Origin of the sequence: Hahella sp. KA22 (assembly GCF_004135205.1) — a bacterium.
Classification (GTDB): Bacteria; Pseudomonadota; Gammaproteobacteria; order Pseudomonadales; family Oleiphilaceae; genus Hahella.
Genome location: NZ_CP035490.1, coordinates 6,643,784 through 6,662,500, shown reverse-complemented (window position 1 = coordinate 6,662,500; position 18,717 = coordinate 6,643,784). Strand labels below are relative to the sequence as shown.

Annotated in this window: 13 protein-coding genes, 5 tRNA genes and 2 rRNA genes (1 of these 20 running past the window's edge); 19 read left to right on the top strand and 1 reads right to left on the bottom strand. The window is 49.3% G+C overall.

Annotated elements, in window-relative coordinates:
• Both EUZ85_RS29540 and rrf read left to right on the top strand, forming a co-directional pair.
• A 23S ribosomal RNA gene (locus EUZ85_RS29540) occupies positions 1-1,848 on the top strand; it begins 1,042 nt to the left of the window's first position.
• Between the two features lie 116 nt (positions 1,849-1,964).
• Positions 1,965-2,078 (top strand): 5S ribosomal RNA (rrf, locus tag EUZ85_RS29535).
• A 165-nt stretch (positions 2,079-2,243) separates the two neighbouring features.
• Here the strand turns inward: rrf and EUZ85_RS29530 are convergent.
• Positions 2,244-2,507, bottom strand: coding sequence for an OB-fold nucleic acid binding domain-containing protein (locus tag EUZ85_RS29530; RefSeq protein ID WP_255509324.1), 264 nt, complete (start codon positions 2,505-2,507; stop codon positions 2,244-2,246).
• A gap of 158 nt (positions 2,508-2,665) precedes the next feature.
• On the opposite strand from EUZ85_RS29530, the gene EUZ85_RS29525 reads away from it, so the two are divergent.
• From EUZ85_RS29525 to rpoC, 17 genes are all read left to right on the top strand, one after another.
• Positions 2,666-3,643 carry a biotin--[acetyl-CoA-carboxylase] ligase gene (locus EUZ85_RS29525; RefSeq protein ID WP_127973674.1) on the top strand — a complete coding sequence of 326 codons (978 nt, stop codon included), beginning with the start codon at positions 2,666-2,668 and terminating at the stop codon, positions 3,641-3,643.
• A complete protein-coding gene (locus EUZ85_RS29520) occupies positions 3,640-4,356 on the top strand; it encodes a type III pantothenate kinase (RefSeq protein ID WP_127973673.1) in 717 nt (238 codons plus the stop codon). Before EUZ85_RS29525 ends, EUZ85_RS29520 begins: the two co-directional genes overlap by 4 nt.
• Positions 4,357-4,370: 14 nt before the next feature.
• Positions 4,371-5,090 carry a hypothetical protein gene (locus EUZ85_RS29515; RefSeq protein ID WP_127973672.1) on the top strand — a complete coding sequence of 240 codons (720 nt, stop codon included), beginning with the start codon at positions 4,371-4,373 and terminating at the stop codon, positions 5,088-5,090.
• A 33-nt stretch (positions 5,091-5,123) separates the two neighbouring features.
• A tRNA-Thr gene (locus tag EUZ85_RS29510) sits at positions 5,124-5,199 on the top strand.
• Positions 5,200-5,241: 42 nt separating this feature from the next.
• Positions 5,242-5,325: transfer RNA gene (locus EUZ85_RS29505), tRNA-Tyr, on the top strand.
• A gap of 11 nt (positions 5,326-5,336) precedes the next feature.
• Positions 5,337-5,411, top strand: a tRNA-Gly gene (locus EUZ85_RS29500).
• Positions 5,412-5,431: 20 nt separating this feature from the next.
• Positions 5,432-5,507 (top strand) — tRNA-Thr (locus EUZ85_RS29495).
• Positions 5,508-5,559: 52 nt separating this feature from the next.
• Positions 5,560-6,753 carry an elongation factor Tu gene (tuf, locus tag EUZ85_RS29490; RefSeq protein WP_011399922.1) on the top strand — a complete coding sequence of 398 codons (1,194 nt, stop codon included), beginning with the start codon at positions 5,560-5,562 and terminating at the stop codon, positions 6,751-6,753.
• A 13-nt stretch (positions 6,754-6,766) separates the two neighbouring features.
• Positions 6,767-6,842 (top strand) — tRNA-Trp (locus tag EUZ85_RS29485).
• A gap of 25 nt (positions 6,843-6,867) precedes the next feature.
• Positions 6,868-7,236, top strand: coding sequence for a preprotein translocase subunit SecE (gene secE / locus EUZ85_RS29480; RefSeq protein ID WP_127973671.1), 369 nt, complete (start codon positions 6,868-6,870; stop codon positions 7,234-7,236).
• Between the two features lie 10 nt (positions 7,237-7,246).
• On the top strand, positions 7,247-7,780 hold the full coding sequence (gene nusG / locus EUZ85_RS29475; protein ID WP_127973670.1) for a transcription termination/antitermination protein NusG: 534 nt from the start codon (positions 7,247-7,249) through the stop codon (positions 7,778-7,780).
• Between the two features lie 96 nt (positions 7,781-7,876).
• Positions 7,877-8,305 (top strand): 50S ribosomal protein L11, encoded by a 429-nt coding sequence (rplK, locus tag EUZ85_RS29470; RefSeq protein ID WP_127973669.1) that lies wholly within the window; start codon positions 7,877-7,879, stop codon positions 8,303-8,305.
• A gap of 3 nt (positions 8,306-8,308) precedes the next feature.
• Positions 8,309-9,007 (top strand): 50S ribosomal protein L1, encoded by a 699-nt coding sequence (rplA, locus tag EUZ85_RS29465; RefSeq protein ID WP_127973668.1) that lies wholly within the window; start codon positions 8,309-8,311, stop codon positions 9,005-9,007.
• A 195-nt stretch (positions 9,008-9,202) separates the two neighbouring features.
• The gene (gene rplJ, locus EUZ85_RS29460; RefSeq protein ID WP_127973667.1) at positions 9,203-9,733 is read left to right on the top strand and encodes a 50S ribosomal protein L10; all 531 of its coding nucleotides are present in this window, start codon (positions 9,203-9,205) and stop codon (positions 9,731-9,733) included.
• Positions 9,734-9,769: 36 nt separating this feature from the next.
• Positions 9,770-10,144, top strand: a complete 375-nt coding sequence (gene rplL / locus EUZ85_RS29455; protein ID WP_127973666.1) for a 50S ribosomal protein L7/L12 — start codon at positions 9,770-9,772, stop codon at positions 10,142-10,144.
• A 183-nt stretch (positions 10,145-10,327) separates the two neighbouring features.
• Entirely contained in the window at positions 10,328-14,401 is a 4,074-nt protein-coding gene (gene rpoB / locus EUZ85_RS29450; protein ID WP_127973665.1) for a DNA-directed RNA polymerase subunit beta, read from the top strand.
• A 120-nt stretch (positions 14,402-14,521) separates the two neighbouring features.
• A complete protein-coding gene (gene rpoC, locus EUZ85_RS29445; RefSeq protein ID WP_129498774.1) occupies positions 14,522-18,712 on the top strand; it encodes a DNA-directed RNA polymerase subunit beta' in 4,191 nt (1,396 codons plus the stop codon).
• The last annotated feature ends 5 nt before the right edge of the window (positions 18,713-18,717 follow it).

Sequence of the window (18,717 nt, the reverse complement as noted above, 5' to 3'; positions counted from 1 at the left end):
GAGGTTGGCTTAGAAGCAGCCACCCTTTAAAGAAAGCGTAATAGCTCACTAGTCGAGTCGGCCTGCGCGGAAGATGTAACGGGGCTCAAACATGGCGCCGAAGCTGCGGATTCATCCAATGGATGAGTGGTAGGGGAGCGTTCTGTAAGCTGATGAAGGTGTGTCGAGAGGCATGCTGGAGGTATCAGAAGTGCGAATGCTGACATGAGTAACGATAATGCGGGTGAAAAACCCGCACGCCGGAAGACCAAGGGTTCCTGCGCAACGCTAATCGGCGCAGGGTGAGTCGGCCCCTAAGGCGAGACCGAAAGGTGTAGTCGATGGGAAATCGGTTAAAATTCCGATACTTTGTATTGCTGCGATGGGGGGACGGAGAAGGCTAGGTCAGCCTGGGATTGGTAGTCCAGGTTTAAGCCTGTAGGCAGTGTGTTTAGGCAAATCCGGACACACAATGCTGAGGGGTGATGACGAGCTCTCTTTAAGAGAGCGAAGTGATTGATGCCCAGCTTCCAGGAAAAGCCTCTAAGCTTCAGGCAATACAAAACCGTACCCCAAACCGACACAGGTGGTCAGGTAGAGAATACCAAGGCGCTTGAGAGAACTCGGGTGAAGGAACTAGGCAAAATGGTGCCGTAACTTCGGGAGAAGGCACGCCGTCATTACGTGAAGGCCCTGCGGCTGGAGCGGAAGGCGGTCGAAGATACCAGGCCCCTGCGACTGTTTATTAAAAACACAGCACTCTGCAAACACGAAAGTGGACGTATAGGGTGTGACGCCTGCCCGGTGCCGGAAGGTTAATTGATGGGGTTAGCGTAAGCGAAGCTCTTGATCGAAGCCCCGGTAAACGGCGGCCGTAACTATAACGGTCCTAAGGTAGCGAAATTCCTTGTCGGGTAAGTTCCGACCTGCACGAATGGCGTAACGATGGGGGCGCTGTCTCCACCCGAGACTCAGTGAAATTGAAATCGCTGTGAAGATGCAGTGTATCCGCGGCTAGACGGAAAGACCCCGTGAACCTTTACTATAGCTTCACAGTGGACTTTGAACCTGCTTGTGTAGGATAGGTGGGAGGCTTTGAAGCGAGGACGCCAGTTCTCGTGGAGCCATCCTTGAAATACCACCCTGGCATGTTTGAGGTTCTAACTCTGACTGGTAATCCCGGTCGAGGACACTGTGTGGTGGGTAGTTTGACTGGGGCGGTCTCCTCCAAAAGAGTAACGGAGGAGCACGAAGGTGCGCTAAGTACGGTCGGACATCGTACGGTTAGTGTAAAGGCAAAAGCGCGCTTAACTGCGAGACAAACACGTCGAGCAGGTACGAAAGTAGGTCTTAGTGATCCGGTGGTTCTGTATGGAAGGGCCATCGCTCAACGGATAAAAGGTACTCCGGGGATAACAGGCTGATACCGCCCAAGAGTTCACATCGACGGCGGTGTTTGGCACCTCGATGTCGGCTCATCACATCCTGGGGCTGAAGCCGGTCCCAAGGGTATGGCTGTTCGCCATTTAAAGTGGTACGCGAGCTGGGTTTAGAACGTCGTGAGACAGTTCGGTCCCTATCTGCCGTGGACGTTGGAGATTTGAGGAGAGTTGCTCCTAGTACGAGAGGACCGGAGTGAACGAACCGCTGGTGTTCGGGTTGTGATGCCAATCGCATTGCCCGGTAGCTATGTTCGGACGGGATAACCGCTGAAAGCATCTAAGCGGGAAGCCCCCTTCAAGATAAGATCTCCCTGAGGACTTGATCCTCCTAAAGGGCCCTTGTAGACCACGAGGTTGATAGGCTGGGTGTGTAAGCGCTGCGAGGCGTTGAGCTAACCAGTACTAATTGCCCGAGAGGCTTGACCATATAACACCGAAGTAATTTACCGGTATTGATTGAGTATAACTGCTTATCCAAGTTAAAGGTCTTCTGACCAAGCGCCAACTAGACAAGCTAGACTAAGACAAAGCTTAACGGTTTTGCCTGATGATCATAGCGGACTGGAACCACCTGATCCCATTCCGAACTCAGAAGTGAAACAGTCCAGCGCCGATGGTAGTGTGGATTACCCATGCAAGAGTAGGTCGTCGTCAGGCTCTTAATACGAAGAACCCGTCCTCGTGGCGGGTTTTTTTATGCCTGAAATTTATCGCAAGGCATAATGTGCAAACGGCATCCCGCGCGGCCCTGCGCCATGACTCTCCCCCAAATCCCCAGGCTCAGTGAAAGTCCCGCGAGGGCGACTCCAGACCCTCAAGATGTTACGTCAGGTCTATCAACCGGTGGGCGATGACGTGCGCGATCCTCCCTTCGTCATCCTTGTCGATCTCCCCGTACACCATCAGCAGCCGCGCCTTGACGAGAGCGTCCATCTGCGCCATCGCAGTTCTTTTCCAGACAATGATATTGATTGAGCCCGTCTCATCTTCCAGGGTGAGAAAAGTGACCCCGGTCGAGGTTTTTGGGCGTTGTCTGTTGATGACGACGCCTGCGACATAGGTCTTGAGGCCAACTTGTTGATTTATCGGTTCAATCGCCGTTAAGCGGTGAGGGTGGAGTCATGCGCGCACTCCGTGAGCGTAGTGCTTGGGATGTCTTCATGATTTAGTGGTTTTGGGCTAGTGGGAACTTTGTCATAATCGAAAGCTTCCCTTTTTAAAGGAAGTGAGCAAGGGCTTTGTGTATGAACGACAAATTAGTCGAAATTCTTTCTGATGGAGAGTTTCACTCTGGTGTTGAGCTGGGTGAGCTTCTGGGGGTTACGCGAACTGCGGTGTGGAAGCATGTGTCGCAGTTGGCGGCTTATGGGCTAAAGGTCGAGACAATTAAAGGGAAGGGGTATCGGCTTGAATGCCCTTTGTGCCTACTTGATAAGTCGCGACTGCGTGATGATTTGAAGGAGCGTTGGAAAGGCAAGTTGCGTGAGTTTAACGTGGCGCATTCTGTGGGTTCCACTAACGTAGAGCTTCTTGAAAGTAGTCGGGATTTGCCCGTAGGTCTATATGACGTTCTCCTTGCTGAGAGGCAAACAACAGGGAAGGGAAGAAGAGGTAGGGTTTGGGTTAGTCCGTTTGCTCAAAATATATATATGAGTGTAGCTGTTAGGTTGTCAGGTGGATTTTCAGTTCTAAATGGTTTGAGTCTTGCGATTGGGGCTGCCGTTGCTGACGCTATAAATACTGTATGCGACATAGAAGTCTCTCTAAAGTGGCCAAATGATATTTGGTATTCAGAGAGAAAGCTGGCGGGGCTATTGTTGGAGGTGCAGGGCGAGCAGGAAGGGCCTGTGCATGTGGTCATTGGCTTGGGGGTTAATGTACTTATGCAACCTGAGGCGGGTAGGGATATTGATCAGCCTTGGACGGCATTGTCTGATGCATGTGAGGTAAAAGTGGATCGGAATCAACTATGCGTAGCTCTGATTGATTCTGTTTTGGTTTGTCTTGAATCATATAAATCTGAGGGCTTTCTTGGTTTGAAAGGATTGTGGGATAAGTATGATTTGCTAAAAGGGCGAAAGGTGTTGGTTTTTAGCGGAAATGAGTGTTGGAGTGGGGAATATTTGGGTGTTTCCAATGACGGCTATGCGCTTGTTCGCGGGGAGGATGGGCGGCTCAGATCCCTTGTTGGGGGAGAGATTACAGTTAGGCCTGTTTCATGAGGGAGCTTGATTTTGATGCGGGCAACTCAGGGCTTAAATGGCGTCTGATTGAATCGGGGAGAGTCCTCGCTCGTGGGAGTATTGGCTACGGCCCGACCTCGGGAAAATGGAATATTCCTACCGAGGGAGTTGATAGGGCTCTAGTTAGTAGTGTTGCCTCGAAAGAGGTTAATGACACTCTGCGAGAGGTTCTCAAAAATATTGCAAATGTATTCTGGGCGAAAACGGCTCCGTCATATGGCCGATTAGTTAATGCTTATACGGATTATGCGACCTTAGGAGTTGATCGATGGTTGGCTTTGGTTGCAGCCTACAATAAGTACCCCGAGGATTTGTGTGTTGTTGATTGTGGCACCGCGGTTACGGTGGACTATGTCGATAGATTTGGGGTGCATAAAGGGGGGTATATTGCTCCTGGGGCTGCGCTAATGTTGAATGCTTTGAATGTGAGTACTGCGGCGCTTAAAGGGAGTTATGGCGTTGACTCTGAGATTGCTCCGGGCGGTTCCACCAGGGAATGTATTGAGAGGGGGGTGTTTTCAATGCAGAAAGCTTTTGTTCTAAGTGTGACCCGCAAGTTTGCCGAAAGCCGAGTTGTCTGCACTGGCGGAGGTGTGAGTGCTTTATTAGGGGATGACCGGGCTTATGTCTACATAGAAGAGCTGGTTTTGGATGGGTTGCGAATTGTCGGTAATGGCGTTCCTGTAAACTGATTGGGGTTGAACCTGTGCGCTGGATCTTTATTTCTCTGCTTATGTTGAATGGGCTTGTTTTCGCTGTTCAATGGCTCGAACTGCAAAAACGAGAAGGGTTGGAAGAAGTTCGTAATAGGGCGGCTTTATCTGAAACTGGCGCTAACCTCTTAACTTTACTTAGTGAAGTGGATGTGAGGGAAGAAAAGGTAGTTGTTGAGCCTGGCGTAGAAAAGGCTCCCGAAACTCCTGTCTCGAAAGGCGAGAAGCTTTGCCTTTTGATGGGGCCTTTTGAGGAGGATGCTCTTGCTCAGGGCTTGAGAATGGCTTTGGCAAAAAGGAGTGTGGAGTCGGTTGCATTTCCAAAGGACATCAGTCTAGCGCCTGAGTATTGGGTCTATTTGGAGCCAATGGAAAGTCGTAAGACGGCGATAATAAAGCTGCGGGAACTTCAGGTGAGGAAGATTGATAGCTACCTGATTAGTCAGGGGGAGTTGCGAAATGGTATTTCTTTGGGCTTATTCAAAAATGTAGACTCGGCGAATCGCTTGCTTAAGCAAAGAATTAGCGAAGGTTATGACGCTAAGATTAAAGAAGTTCCAAAGGGGAGGCTCGAGTATTGGGTGGCCACAAAGGATGAGGTTAACCTTCAAACTATGGCGAGAGTAGATAAAGTTTTAGATGAAAAAAACGTAAAGACAAATAAAAGACAAATTTTTTGTAAAAGTGTTGCATCGGGTGTGGAACTTCCCTAATATAGCGGCCTCGCGAAACAGGCGAGATGTAGAGCTGGTGTAGCTCAGTTGGTAGAGCAGCTGACTTGTAATCAGCAGGTCGGGGGTTCGATTCCGTCCACCAGCTCCATTTTTTTTAGGGTTTCACTTTGTGGTGGGTGAGCCTGTTCTGGGAGGGGTTCCCGAGTGGCCAAAGGGATCAGACTGTAAATCTGACGCGCAAGCTTCGCTGGTTCGAATCCAGCCCCCTCCACCACTTATTCAAGCGCGGGCATCGTATAGTGGCTATTACCTCAGCCTTCCAAGCTGATGACGCGGGTTCGATTCCCGCTGCCCGCTCCACGCTTTGTGGTATTGGTTTTGCTCATGTAGCTCAGTCGGTAGAGCACATCCTTGGTAAGGATGAGGTCACCGGTTCAATTCCGGTCATGAGCTCCACTAATTAATTCACTGAAGTCTCGGCTGCTGCATTTCTTTAGGGGATGGTCAAATGGCAAAAGAAAAGTTTGAGCGTAGTAAGCCTCACGTAAACGTAGGCACCATTGGTCACGTTGACCACGGTAAGACTACTTTGACAGCGGCCTTGACCCGCGTGTGTTCTGAAGTTTGGGGTGGTCAGGCGGTAGCGTTTGACGGTATCGATAATGCTCCAGAAGAAAAGGCGCGTGGTATCACTATCGCGACTTCTCACGTTGAGTACGAATCTCCCATTCGTCACTATGCGCACGTTGACTGCCCTGGGCACGCTGACTATGTGAAAAACATGATCACTGGTGCGGCGCAGATGGATGGCGCTATTCTGGTATGTTCCGCGGCTGACGGCCCTATGCCTCAGACTCGTGAGCACATCCTGCTGGCGCGTCAGGTTGGTGTTCCATACATCGTTGTGTTCCTGAACAAAGCGGACATGGTTGACGACGAAGAGTTGTTGGAACTGGTTGAGATGGAAGTTCGCGACCTGTTGAGCCAATACGAATTCCCCGGTGACGATACTCCAATTATCGTTGGTTCTGCGCTGTTGGCGTTGGAAGGTAAAGACGATAACGGTATGGGCACCAGCGCTGTTAAGAAGCTGGTGGAAACTCTGGATGCATACATCCCAGAGCCTGAGCGTGCAATTGACAAGCCGTTCCTGATGCCGATCGAAGACGTATTCTCTATCTCTGGTCGCGGCACAGTTGTAACTGGTCGTGTAGAGCGCGGCATCGTCAGGGTTGGTGAGGAAGTTGAGATTGTTGGTATCAAAGATACTACTAAGACTACCTGTACTGGCGTTGAGATGTTCCGTAAGCTGCTGGACGAAGGTCGTGCAGGTGAGAACGTTGGTGTGTTGTTGCGCGGCACTAAGCGTGATGACGTAGAGCGTGGTCAGGTACTGGCCAAGCCAGGAACTATTACTCCGCACACTGTGTTTGAGTCAGAAGTATACGTTCTGAGCAAAGACGAAGGTGGACGTCATACTCCTTTCTTCAAAGGCTACCGTCCTCAGTTCTACTTCCGTACAACGGATGTGACTGGTGCGTGTGAACTGCCAGAAGGCGTCGAGATGGTTATGCCTGGCGACAACGTAAAAATGAAAGTCAGTCTGATCGCTCCAATCGCGATGGAAGAAGGTTTGCGCTTCGCAATTCGTGAAGGCGGCCGTACAGTTGGCGCTGGCGTTGTTGCTAAAATTTTCGAGTAACCTTTTTTAAGGTAGGCCAGTAGCTCAATTGGCAGAGCGGCGGTCTCCAAAACCGCAGGTTGGGGGTTCGATTCCCTCCTGGCCTGCCACCTTAAATTTTGGGTTTGGGTGGTTATGTCTTCAAACGTAGAGAAAAGTTCTGGAGCTTTCGATAAGCTGAAGTGGCTGCTTGTTGTTGCTTTGGTTGCCGTAGGGGTTGTTGGTAACTCCTTTTACGCTGATCAGTCGCTTCTTTATCGTGTGCTTGCTCTGGTAGCTTTGGCTCTGGTTGCGGGTTTTGTGGCAGTGCAGACTGAGAAAGGTAAGTCCTTTCTGGTTTTGCTTAAAGAAGCTCGTATGGAGATAAGGAAAGTGGTTTGGCCAACCAGGCCCGAGTTGACTCAGACAACCCTGATAGTAGTTGTTTTTGTCCTTGTTGTGGCGTTGTTGCTATGGGTCATTGATTCCCTGATCAGCTGGCTCGTGTCAGGCTTAATAGGGTAGGAGAAGGCCTTTGTCTAAGCGATGGTTTGTTGTTCAAGCCTATTCCGGCTTCGAGAAGCATGTTATGCGCTCCCTTAAGGAGCGTATAGTGCTTAAAGGGATGGAAGATCAGTTTGGTGAGATCTTGGTTCCTACCGAAGAAGTTGTGGAGATGAGAGAAGGGAAGAAGCGTAAAAGTGAGCGCAAATTCTACCCGGGCTATGTGCTTGTCCAAATGGAAATGAATGACGACACTTGGCATTTGGTTAAGTCCACGTCTCGTGTGCTGGGCTTTATAGGTGGTACTCCTGATAAACCGGCGCCAATAAGCGATAAAGAAGCTGAAGCAATTCTTCGTCGAGTTGAAAGTGGCGCTGATAAGCCCAAGCCGAAGACGTTGTTTGAAGCCGGTGAAGTTGTTCGTGTTATTGATGGTCCTTTTGCCGACTTTAATGGTGTCGTTGAGGAAGTCGACTACGAAAAGAGTCGAGTGAAGGTGGCGGTTCTCATTTTTGGTCGTTCAACGCCAGTCGACTTGGAGTTTAGTCAGGTCGAAAAAGATTAATGATTGCATGACGACTGCTCGCTTCGCCTTAGGTGGGGCGAGCTTTTTGTGTCTGTTCGGGGAGCACTAAGTGCGTTACACCCATTAGGAGGAAAAATGGCTAAGAAAGTTAATGCCTATATTAAGTTGCAAGTAAAAGCCGGTCAGGCTAACCCTAGTCCACCTGTTGGTCCTGCATTGGGGCAGCATGGTGTGAATATCATGGAATTCTGTAAGGCATTCAACGCCAAGACGCAAAATCTTGAGCCTGGTTTGCCGACTCCGGTTGTAATTACCGTATACAGTGACCGTAGTTTCACGTTTATTACAAAAACTCCACCTGCTTCAGTGCTGCTTAAGAAAGCTGCTGGTATTAAGAGCGGCTCTGGTCGTCCGAATACAGAAAAGGTAGGTACAGTGAATCGTGCGCAGTTAGAAGAAATTGCGAATGTTAAAATGCCTGACTTGTCTGCGGGTAGCCTCGACGCTGCTGTTCGAACTATCGCTGGCACAGCTAGAAGCATGGGTCTGAACGTAGAGGAGTAAAACGTGGCTAAGTTGACTAAGCGCCAAAAGGCGATGCGTGAAAAAGTACAAGCTGGTAAGGCGTACAGTGTAGAAGAGGCTGTGACTCTTCTAGCTGAGTTGTCCGGCTCTGTGAAATTTAAAGAATCTATTGATGTTTCTGTGAACCTTGGTGTAGATGCTCGTAAATCGGACCAAGTGGTCCGCAGCTCTACTGTATTGCCAAACGGGACGGGAAAAACTGTTCGCGTTGCGGTGTTCACTCAGGGCGCAAATGCCGATAAAGCAAAAGCAGCCGGCGCAGATATCGTAGGTATGGACGACTTGGCTGAAGAAGTTAAGAAAGGCAACCTGGATTTTGACGTTGTTATCGCAACTCCAGACGCTATGCGGGTTGTTGGCCAGCTGGGTCAGATTTTAGGCCCTCGCGGTCTTATGCCTAACCCTAAAGTGGGCACCGTAACTGCTGATGTTGAATCGGCGGTTAAGAATGCTAAAGCAGGCCAGATTCGTTACAGAACTGATAAAAACGGCATCATTCACGCTCCTCTGGGCAATGTTGAGTTCTCTGCGGAACACATTAAACAGAACTTGGAAGCGTTGATTGCTGATTTGAAAAAGATTAAGCCTTCTTCAGCGAAAGGTGTTTACCTCAAGAAGGTTACTATTTCATCAACAATGGGCCCGGGCCTGTTGATTGATCAAAATAGCTTGGCAGTATGAATATGAAGATTTTGGTAGTCTTTCGGCATAAGCCGTAGGCTGTCCAAGACCGCAGGCTTTTCCCGGCGTAAGCCAGGAAGATTAAAGGTTCCTGCGCAGACGGCTGGTAGTAGTTTTCCTGCTTAAAAGCCGTAAACGTCTCAGTGAGACATAGTACGACTAACCGGCTTGGCCGGTACACATAGGAGAAATCCGGTGGCAATTAGACTCGAAGACAAGAAAGCGATTGTCGCTGAAGTCAATGAGACTGCCAGTAAGGCCTTGTCATTGGTGATTGCCGACTATAGAGGCGTAACCTCAAATAAAATGTCTGAACTGCGCGCAAAAGCTCGTGCAGAAAGCGTTTCTTTGAGGGTTGTGCGTAACACTCTGGCTCGCCGTGCTGTTGAAGGCACTGAGTATGAGTGCGCGCGTGAAGCTTTTGTTGGCCCCACAATCTTGGCGTTTTCAATGGAAGATCCTGGAGCGGCAGCTCGTCTGCTCAAGGATTATGCAAAGGAAAACGACAAGTTTGAAATCAAGGCTCTTGCTGTTGGTGGTGAGATGCTTGCTGCTGATCAAATTGATCGTCTGGCCAAACTCCCGACAAGGGATCAGGCACTGGCGATGTTGATGAGCGTAATGCAGGCTCCCGTCACCAAGCTTGCACGTACACTGAACGAAATTCCTTCGAAAGTGACTCGTGCGGTTGCGGCAGTTCGCGACAAGAAGCAAGAAGCGGCATAACGGTTTTTTATTTTTGGCTTTTAGGAGATTTTAGAAATGGCTCTGTCAAAAGACGATATCCTTAATGCAATCGCAGAAATGAGCGTAATGGACGTAGTTGCGCTTGTTGAAGCAATGGAAGAAAAGTTCGGCGTTTCCGCTGCAGCTGCAGTAGCAGTAGCAGCAGCACCTGTTGGTGAAGCGGCAGCTGTTGAAGAAAAAACCGAATTTGACGTAATTCTGCAGTCTGCAGGCGAGAAGAAAGTGAACGTGATCAAAGTAGTTCGCGGTATCACTGGTCTGGGTCTGAAAGAAGCTAAAGATCTGGTTGACGGCGCGCCTTCAACTGTTAAAGAAGCTCTTTCCAAAGACGACGCAGAAAAAGCTAAGAAAGAACTTGAAGAAGCCGGCGCTACGGTTGAACTCAAGTAAAACTTTGCTAGCTTTAGGCTATTAAAGAAGAATTCGGCTGGCGTTTATTCAACGTCAGCCGTTTTCCGTTGTGCAAGCTATAACTTTGCGACCAAAATTTCGCACGAACCGTAATAAGCATTTGCGGTTGTCGAACTCCTTCGAGCACACCAGAGTCAGTTTGAAGAAAGCTGGGGAATATCGATGACATACTCCTATACCGAGAAAAAACGAATTCGTAAAGACTTCGGAAAGCTTCCAGCAGTAATGGACGTTCCGTACCTCCTGTCCATACAGCTAGACTCCTATCATGATTTTTTACAGCAAAGCGTAGCAATCGAAGACCGGCAGGAAGTCGGCTTACACGCTGCGTTCAAGTCGGTATTTCCAATTGTCAGCTTTTCGGGAAATGCGGCCCTAGAATATGTAAGTTACCGGCTGGGCCAGCCCGTATTTGATGTAGCTGAATGTCAGCTGCGAGGCGTAACCTATGCAGCGCCCCTAAGAGTTAAAGTTCGCTTGATTATCTATGATAAAGAGTCGTCCACCAAGGCGATTAAGGATATCAAGGAACAAGAAGTGTATATGGGCGAAGTTCCGTTAATGACCGAGAACGGGACTTTTGTTATCAATGGGACTGAGCGTGTCATCGTATCTCAGCTCCATCGATCTCCAGGCGTATTTTTCGACCACGATAAAGGTAAGACCCACTCATCGGGCAAATTGCTTTACTCTGCGCGCATAATTCCTTATCGCGGTTCTTGGCTTGACTTTGAGTTCGATCCTAAGGACTGCGTGTTCGTTCGTATTGACCGTCGTAGAAAGCTTCCAGCGACAATACTTTTGCGCGCTTTGGGATATGCTGCTGACGAAATGCTCGAAATGTTCTTCGAGAACAGCCTGTTTGAAGTAGAAGGCGGCGAATACTTTTTAGATTTGGTTCCTAGCCGTTTGCGCGGCGATATCGCTATCTTTGAAATTAAAGATGACGAAGGCAACCTCATCGTAGAAGAAGGGCGTAGGGTTACGGCCAGGCATATTCGTCAAATGGAAAAGGCGGGCCTTAAGCGTCTGCGCGTTCCAAGCTCCTATCTATTAGGCAAAGTTACTGCAACTAATATTGCTGACCCGTCAACTGGGGAAGTTATTGTTGAGTGTAATACTGAGATTACTGACGACGTTATCGAGAAGTTTGAAAAAGCGGGCATTAAGAGAATTGAGACGCTTTATACCAACGACTTGGATTGCGGACCCTTCGTTTCTGATACTCTGAGAATCGATGCAACGCGTTCTCAGTTAGAGGCCTTGGTCGAAATCTATCGCATGATGCGTCCGGGTGAGCCACCGACGAAAGAATCAGCGGAAAATCTATTCAACAATCTGTTCTTTTCTGAAGAGCGCTATGACCTCTCTGCCGTCGGACGTATGAAGTTCAACCGTAGACTGGGGCGTGAAGAAACAGAGGGGCTGGGCGTCCTGAGTCATTCAGATATTATTGATGTTTTGAGAACATTGATAGATATCCGTAACGGTAGGGGCGTGGTGGATGATATCGACCACCTTGGTAACCGTCGTGTTCGTTCCGTCGGCGAGATGGCTGAGAACCAGTTCCGTGTAGGGCTGGTTCGCGTTGAGCGTGCGGTGAAAGAGCGTCTGAGCATGGCTGAGTCTGAAGGGCTTATGCCTCAAGATTTGATCAACGCCAAGCCGGTTGCCGCAGCAGTAAAAGAGTTTTTCGGATCCAGTCAGCTGTCTCAATTTATGGATCAGAACAACCCTCTGTCTGAAGTGACGCATAAGCGTCGGGTTTCTGCTTTGGGGCCGGGTGGTTTGACTCGTGAGCGCGCAGGCTTTGAAGTGCGCGACGTACATCCGACTCACTACGGGCGTGTTTGTCCTATCGAGACGCCTGAAGGTCCAAACATCGGTTTGATCAACTCTTTGGCGACCTATGCTCGCACAAATGCCTACGGTTTCTTGGAAAGCCCGTATCGTAAGGTTGTTGATGGCTTGGTGACTGACGACATTGAGTACCTGTCGGCTATTGAAGAGAGCGATTATGTCATTGCTCAGGCAAGTGCTGCAGTTGACGAAAACGGTCGTTTGATTGATGAGTTGGTGACAGTTCGTCATAAGAATGAATTTACCGTAATGCCGCCGGAAAAAGTGACTCTGATGGATGTATCTCCCCGTCAGGTTGTATCTGTGGCGGCGTCTTTGATCCCGTTCTTGGAGCACGATGATGCTAACCGAGCTTTGATGGGATCGAACATGCAACGGCAGGCAGTGCCTACGCTGAAGGCGGAAAAGCCTTTGGTTGGTACAGGTATGGAGCGTTACGTGGCGCAGGACTCTGGCGTGTGCGTGGTTGCGCGGCGCGGTGGGGTTGTTGTTAGCGTTGACGCTGCTCGTATCGTTGTTCGCGTGAGCGATGATGAAACTGAGGCTGGAGATGCTGGGGTTGATATCTACAACCTCACCAAATACCAGCGCTCCAACCAGAATACCTGCATTAATCAGCGCTCTCTGGTAATGGAAGGTGATGAAGTTGCGCGTGGCGACGTACTTGCCGATGGCCCATCTGTTGATTTGGGTGAGCTGGCTCTGGGGCAAAACATGCGTATCGCGTTTATGCCGTGGAATGGTTACAACTTCGAGGACTCCATCCTTGTTTCCGAGCGAGTTGTACAGGAGGACCGGTTCACCACGATTCACATTCAGGAACTAACCTGCGTTGCAAGGGATACCAAGCTGGGGCCAGAAGAAGTCACGGCGGATATTCCCAATGTAGGTGAAAGTGCGCTGGCGAAGTTGGACGATTCCGGAATTATCTACATCGGAGCTGAGGTTGAGCCAGGCGATATCTTGGTTGGTAAGGTAACGCCGAAAGGTGAGACGCAGTTGACTCCAGAAGAGAAGCTGCTGCGCGCTATCTTTGGTGAGAAGGCGTCTGATGTGAAGGATACTTCCTTGCGTGTATCGACTGGTATGCGTGGAACAGTTATCGATGTGCAGGTCTTCACTCGTGATGGCGTTGAGAAAGATCAGCGTGCGAAGGAAATCGAGCAGACTGAACTGAATAAGTTCCGTAAAGACCTTAACGACGAGTACAAAATTGTTGAGGGCGCAACGTTCGAGCGCTTGCGGTCCGCGTTGCTTGGGCAGTCTGTAATTGGTGGTCCTGGTCTGAAGAAAGGGGATGCGCTGACAGAGGTTCACTTCAACGCATTCGAGAAAGAGGAATGGTTCAAGCTGAACATGGCGGACGAGCAACTGAATGAGCTGCTTGAAAAGGCGGAAGGTCAGTTGCAAGAGCGTCGCAAGAGTATTGAAGACCGTTACGAAGATAAGAAGCGCAAGCTGCAGTCTGGCGATGACTTGGCTCCAGGCGTTTTGAAAATCGTCAAGGTATATGTTGCTGTGAAGCGTCGTATTCAGCCTGGTGACAAAATGGCGGGAAGACACGGGAACAAAGGTGTTATCTCTGCGATCAAGCCAGTTGAAGATATGCCTTACGATGAGCAGGGCAACCCGGTCGATATCGTATTGAACCCGTTGGGCGTACCATCTCGTATGAACGTGGGGCAGGTTCTTGAGACTCACTTGGGTGCAGCGGCGAAAGGGCTTGGTGATAAAATCAACAGGATGCTGGCGGAGCAGAAGCAAGCTGCGGAAATTCGCAAGTTCCTGCACGAGATTTATAACGGAATCGGTGGGCGCAACGAAGATTTGGACTCATTGTCCGACTCCGAAGTTTTGGTTTTGGCGGCCAACCTGAAGAAAGGCGTGCCTATGGCTACACCTGTTTTCGATGGCGCCAAAGAGAAAGAAATCAAAGAGATGCTGCGTCTTGCAGACATGGATGATAGCGGACAGGTTTGGCTGTATGACGGCCGTACCGGTGAGCGTTTCGAGCGTCAAGTAACTGTGGGCTATATGTACATGCTGAAGTTGAACCACTTGGTCGACGATAAAATGCATGCTCGTTCTACCGGCTCTTACAGTTTGGTTACGCAGCAGCCGTTGGGCGGTAAAGCTCAATTCGGTGGACAAAGGTTCGGGGAAATGGAGGTCTGGGCACTGGAAGCATATGGCGCAGCGTATACGTTGCAGGAAATGCTTACGGTTAAATCCGATGACGTTAATGGCCGTACGAAGATGTACAAGAACATCGTTGACGGTGATCACCGTATGGAGCCGGGTATGCCAGAGTCCTTTAACGTATTGGTTAAAGAGATCCGCTCTTTGGGTATCGATATCGAGCTCGAGGCCAACTAAGACGTGGCATGAACCTTCACAAACACCCGCAACTGAAGTAAGGAGCGGGTGTTTGCTGCGAACCGAATTAACTAAGGGGCGAGAAAATCGCTTCTATTGATCAGTCAGAGGCCTTAGCCAATGAAAGATTTGCTGAACTTACTTAAAAATCAGAACTACGCTCACGAGTTTGACTCGATTCGTATCTCCTTGGCGTCGCCTGATATGATCCGTTCATGGTCATTTGGTGAAGTCAAAAAGCCCGAAACTATTAATTACAGAACTTTCAAGCCGGAAAGGGATGGGCTTTTTTGCGCCAAAATTTTCGGCCCAATCAAAGATTATGAATGTCTTTGTGGGAAGTATAAGCGTCTCAAGCATAGGGGCGTTATTTGTGAGAAGTGCGGCGTAGAAGTCGCTCCGGCCAATGTTCGTCGTGAGCGTATGGGTCATATTGAATTGGCCTCGCCAGTTGCGCATATCTGGTTTTTGAAATCTTTGCCTTCGCGTATCGGCTTGCTGCTGGATATGACCCTGCGAGATATCGAGCGCGTTTTGTATTTCGAATCATTTATCGTTATTGATCCAGGTATGACGACCCTTGAAAAGGGGCAGCTACTTTCGGATGAGCAGTATTACGAAGCGTTGGAGGAGTTCGGCGATGAGTTTGATGCACGCATGGGCGCTGAAGCAATTCAAGGGCTGCTGGCTGATTTGGAGTTAGAGGACGAAATTGAACGTCTTCGTGAAGAGATTCCTAATACTAACTCCGAGACTAAAATCAAAAAGCTGTCCAAGCGTTTGAAGCTTATGGAAGCTTTTGCTGAGTCTGGAAACCATCCGGAATGGATGATCCTTACTGTATTGCCAGTTCTGCCGCCTGATTTGCGTCCGTTGGTGCCTCTTGACGGCGGTCGATTTGCTACAAGCGACCTGAATGACCTGTATCGTCGTGTCATCAACCGAAATAATCGTCTGAAGCGCCTGTTGGAGCTTAATGCTCCCGACATCATCGTGCGTAACGAGAAGCGGATGTTGCAGGAGTCTGTGGATGCACTATTGGATAACGGTCGTCGTGGTCGTGCGATTACTGGGTCCAATAAGCGCCCGTTGAAGTCTTTGGCTGACATGATCAAAGGTAAGCAGGGCCGTTTCCGTCAGAACCTTCTTGGTAAGCGGGTTGACTACTCTGGTCGTTCCGTAATCGTTGTGGGGCCGACGTTGCGTCTGCACCAGTGCGGTTTGCCCAAGAAAATGGCGCTGGAGCTATTTAAGCCGTTTATTTTCTCCAAGCTTGAGCATCGTGGTTTGGCTACAACGATTAAAGCCGCCAAGAAGATGGTCGAGCGTGAAGAGGCTGTGGTTTGGGATATTCTGGATGAAGTTATCCGGGAACACCCTGTTATGTTGAACCGCGCGCCAACTCTTCACCGTTTGGGTATTCAGGCGTTTGAACCTGTTCTTATCGAAGGTAAGGCGATACAGCTGCATCCGCTTGTATGTACAGCATATAACGCTGACTTTGACGGTGACCAGATGGCTGTTCACGTGCCTTTGACGCTGGAAGCTCAGCTGGAGGCGCGGGCGTTGATGATGTCTACAAACAACATCCTTTCGCCAGCTAACGGGGATCCTATTATTGTTCCTTCGCAGGACGTTGTTCTTGGTCTCTACTTTATGAGCAGAGAGCGAATTAATGCAAAGGGCGAGGGAATGGTTTTCTCTGATATTAAAGAGGTCCAGCGCGCCTACGGAGCTAAGAAAGTTGATCTCCAAGCGAAGGTCAAAGTTCGGATTCGCGACGTCGTAATTGACGAAGATCGTAATAAGACCGTTACTGTGTCTGTACTGGATACGACCGTTGGTCGAGCGCTACTGTTTGATATTTTCCCTGAAGGTCTCGCGTTCTCGCTAGTTAACCAGAACATGACCCAAAAGGCGATTTCGCGTTTGATAAACGCTTGCTATCGTCGAGTTGGTCTAAAGGAAACGGTCATTTTTGCTGACCAGATCATGTACACGGGCTTTTATTACGCGACTCTCTCTGGCGCATCAATTGGTGTGAATGACTTCGTTATTCCTGATGAGAAGGCGAAGATTATTGACGCTGCGGAAAATGAAGTTAAAGAGATTGAGTCGCAGTTTGCTTCCGGTCTGCTAACTCAAGGTGAGAAGTACAACAAGGTTATCGATATTTGGTCGCGCGCCAACGATAAAGTTTCCAAAGCGATGATGGATCGTCTTGGGAAAGAAAAAGTCGTTAATAAAGATGGTAAAGAAGTCGATCAGGATTCCTTTAACTCCGTTTATATCATGGCTGACTCTGGTGCGCGGGGTTCTGCGGCTCAGATTCGTCAGTTGGCTGGTATGCGTGGCCTGATGGCGAAGCCCGATGGATCTATCATCGAGACGCCGATTACGGCTAACTTCCGGGAAGGTCTGAACGTTCTCCAGTACTTTATTTCTACGCACGGTGCGCGTAAGGGTTTGGCGGATACTGCATTGAAGACTGCTAACTCTGGATATTTGACTCGTCGTTTGGTTGACGTCGCCCAAGACTTGGTTGTAACTGATTTGGATTGCGGCACTTCCGAAGGTCTGCTGGTTACTCCTCATATCGAAGGGGGGGATGTTGTTGTTCCTTTGGGTGATCGAGTGCTGGGGCGTGTCACGGCAAGTGATGTGTACTCTGCATCCGACAACCAAAATGTTGTTGTTCCAGCGGGAACATTGCTTGACGAGACTACCGTAGAAACGCTTGAAAAGGCCGGTGTTGACGAGATTTTGGTTCGTTCACCTATTACTTGCGAAACCAAATATGGCGTCTGTGCAAGCTGCTATGGTCGTGATCTGGCGCGTGGTCACTTGGTGAATGTAGGCGAAGCTATTGGTGTAATCGCTGCTCAGTCTATCGGTGAGCCTGGAACCCAGCTTACAATGCGTACGTTCCACATCGGTGGTGCTGCATCTAGGGCATCTGCAGTCGATAACATTCAAGTTAAGCATGGCGGAACTGTTCGCTTGCATAACCTTAAGCACATCGAGAGAAAGAATGGCAATTTGGTTGTTGTCTCTCGGTCATCGGCCTTGGCTATTGCAGACGAAGCTGGTCGGGAAAGGGAGTGGTATAAGCTTCCATACGGTGTTGAGCTGAGTGTGAAGCAGGGTCAGCAGGTTGCGGCAGGCGAGATCGTCGCCAAGTGGGACCCGCATACGCACCCGATTATCACAGAGGTTGGCGGTAAAGCGATTTTTGTTGGCGTTGAAGAAGGTATTACTGTTAAGACCCAGACAGATGAAATTACAGGTCTGTCTAACATCGAGGTAATGGATCCGAAAGATCGCCCGGCTTCTGGAAAAGATATTCGTCCGATGCTGCAATTGCTGGATGCTAATGGCAAAGAGATGAAGTTCCCGGGCACCGATACGCCTGTACAGTACTTCCTGCCTCCCAACTCATTGTTCAGCTTGAAGAATGGGGATACTGTTGAAGTTGGTGATGTAATTGCGAGGATTCCGCAAGAGTCATCGAAGACGCGCGACATCACAGGTGGTTTGCCGCGAGTTGCTGACTTGTTCGAGGCTCGTAAGCCTAAAGAGCCATCAATTCTTGCTGAAATTTCAGGGATCGTTTCGTTTGGTAAAGAAACCAAAGGCAAGAAGCGTCTTGTTATCACACCAACCGATAATACTGATCCGTTTGAGATTTTGATTCCTAAATGGCGTCAGCTAAACGTATTTGAAGGCGAGAGCGTAGAGAGAGGAGAGGTTATCTCTGACGGCCCATCTAATCCGCACGACATCTTAAGATTGTTGGGCGTCGGTGAGTTGGCCAAGTACATCATTAACGAAATTCAAGACGTATACCGTCTCCAGGGCGTTGTTATTAACGATAAACATATTGAAGTTATCGTACGCCAAATGATTCGTAAGGTTGATGTATTGAGTTCCGGAGACACCACCCTCATTAAAGGCGACCAGGTTGAACTGGTAAAAGTTCTGGAAGAAAACGAGAAAGCTGAAGAAGAAACGAAGATGCCTGCGCGTTACGAGCGAGTATTGCTGGGTATAACTAAAGCATCTTTGGCGACAGAAAGCTTCATTTCCGCTGCATCATTCCAGGAGACTACTCGTGTTCTGACTGAGGCGGCTGTAACTGGTAAGCAGGACCACCTGCGTGGTCTGAAAGAGAACGTGGTTGTAGGTCGACTTATTCCTGCTGGAACCGGGTCTGCGTACCACCAAGAGAGAAGACGCAAGCGTATGCAGAAGGAAGGCGGCGTTAGCGCGGCAGATGTTGTTCAGGCGTTGAGCGCAGAACTGAATAAATAATCTGC

Coding starts and splice junctions, on each gene's coding strand:
- rpoB (WP_127973665.1), top strand. CDS start 10,328: ATGACATACTCCTATACCGAGAAAAAACGAATTCGTAAAGACTTCGGA.
- rplK (WP_127973669.1), top strand. CDS start 7,877: ATGGCTAAGAAAGTTAATGCCTATATTAAGTTGCAAGTAAAAGCCGGT.
- EUZ85_RS29520 (WP_127973673.1), top strand. CDS start 3,640: ATGAGGGAGCTTGATTTTGATGCGGGCAACTCAGGGCTTAAATGGCGT.
- EUZ85_RS29525 (WP_127973674.1), top strand. CDS start 2,666: ATGAACGACAAATTAGTCGAAATTCTTTCTGATGGAGAGTTTCACTCT.
- tuf (WP_011399922.1), top strand. CDS start 5,560: ATGGCAAAAGAAAAGTTTGAGCGTAGTAAGCCTCACGTAAACGTAGGC.
- secE (WP_127973671.1), top strand. CDS start 6,868: ATGTCTTCAAACGTAGAGAAAAGTTCTGGAGCTTTCGATAAGCTGAAG.
- rpoC (WP_129498774.1), top strand. CDS start 14,522: ATGAAAGATTTGCTGAACTTACTTAAAAATCAGAACTACGCTCACGAG.
- rplL (WP_127973666.1), top strand. CDS start 9,770: ATGGCTCTGTCAAAAGACGATATCCTTAATGCAATCGCAGAAATGAGC.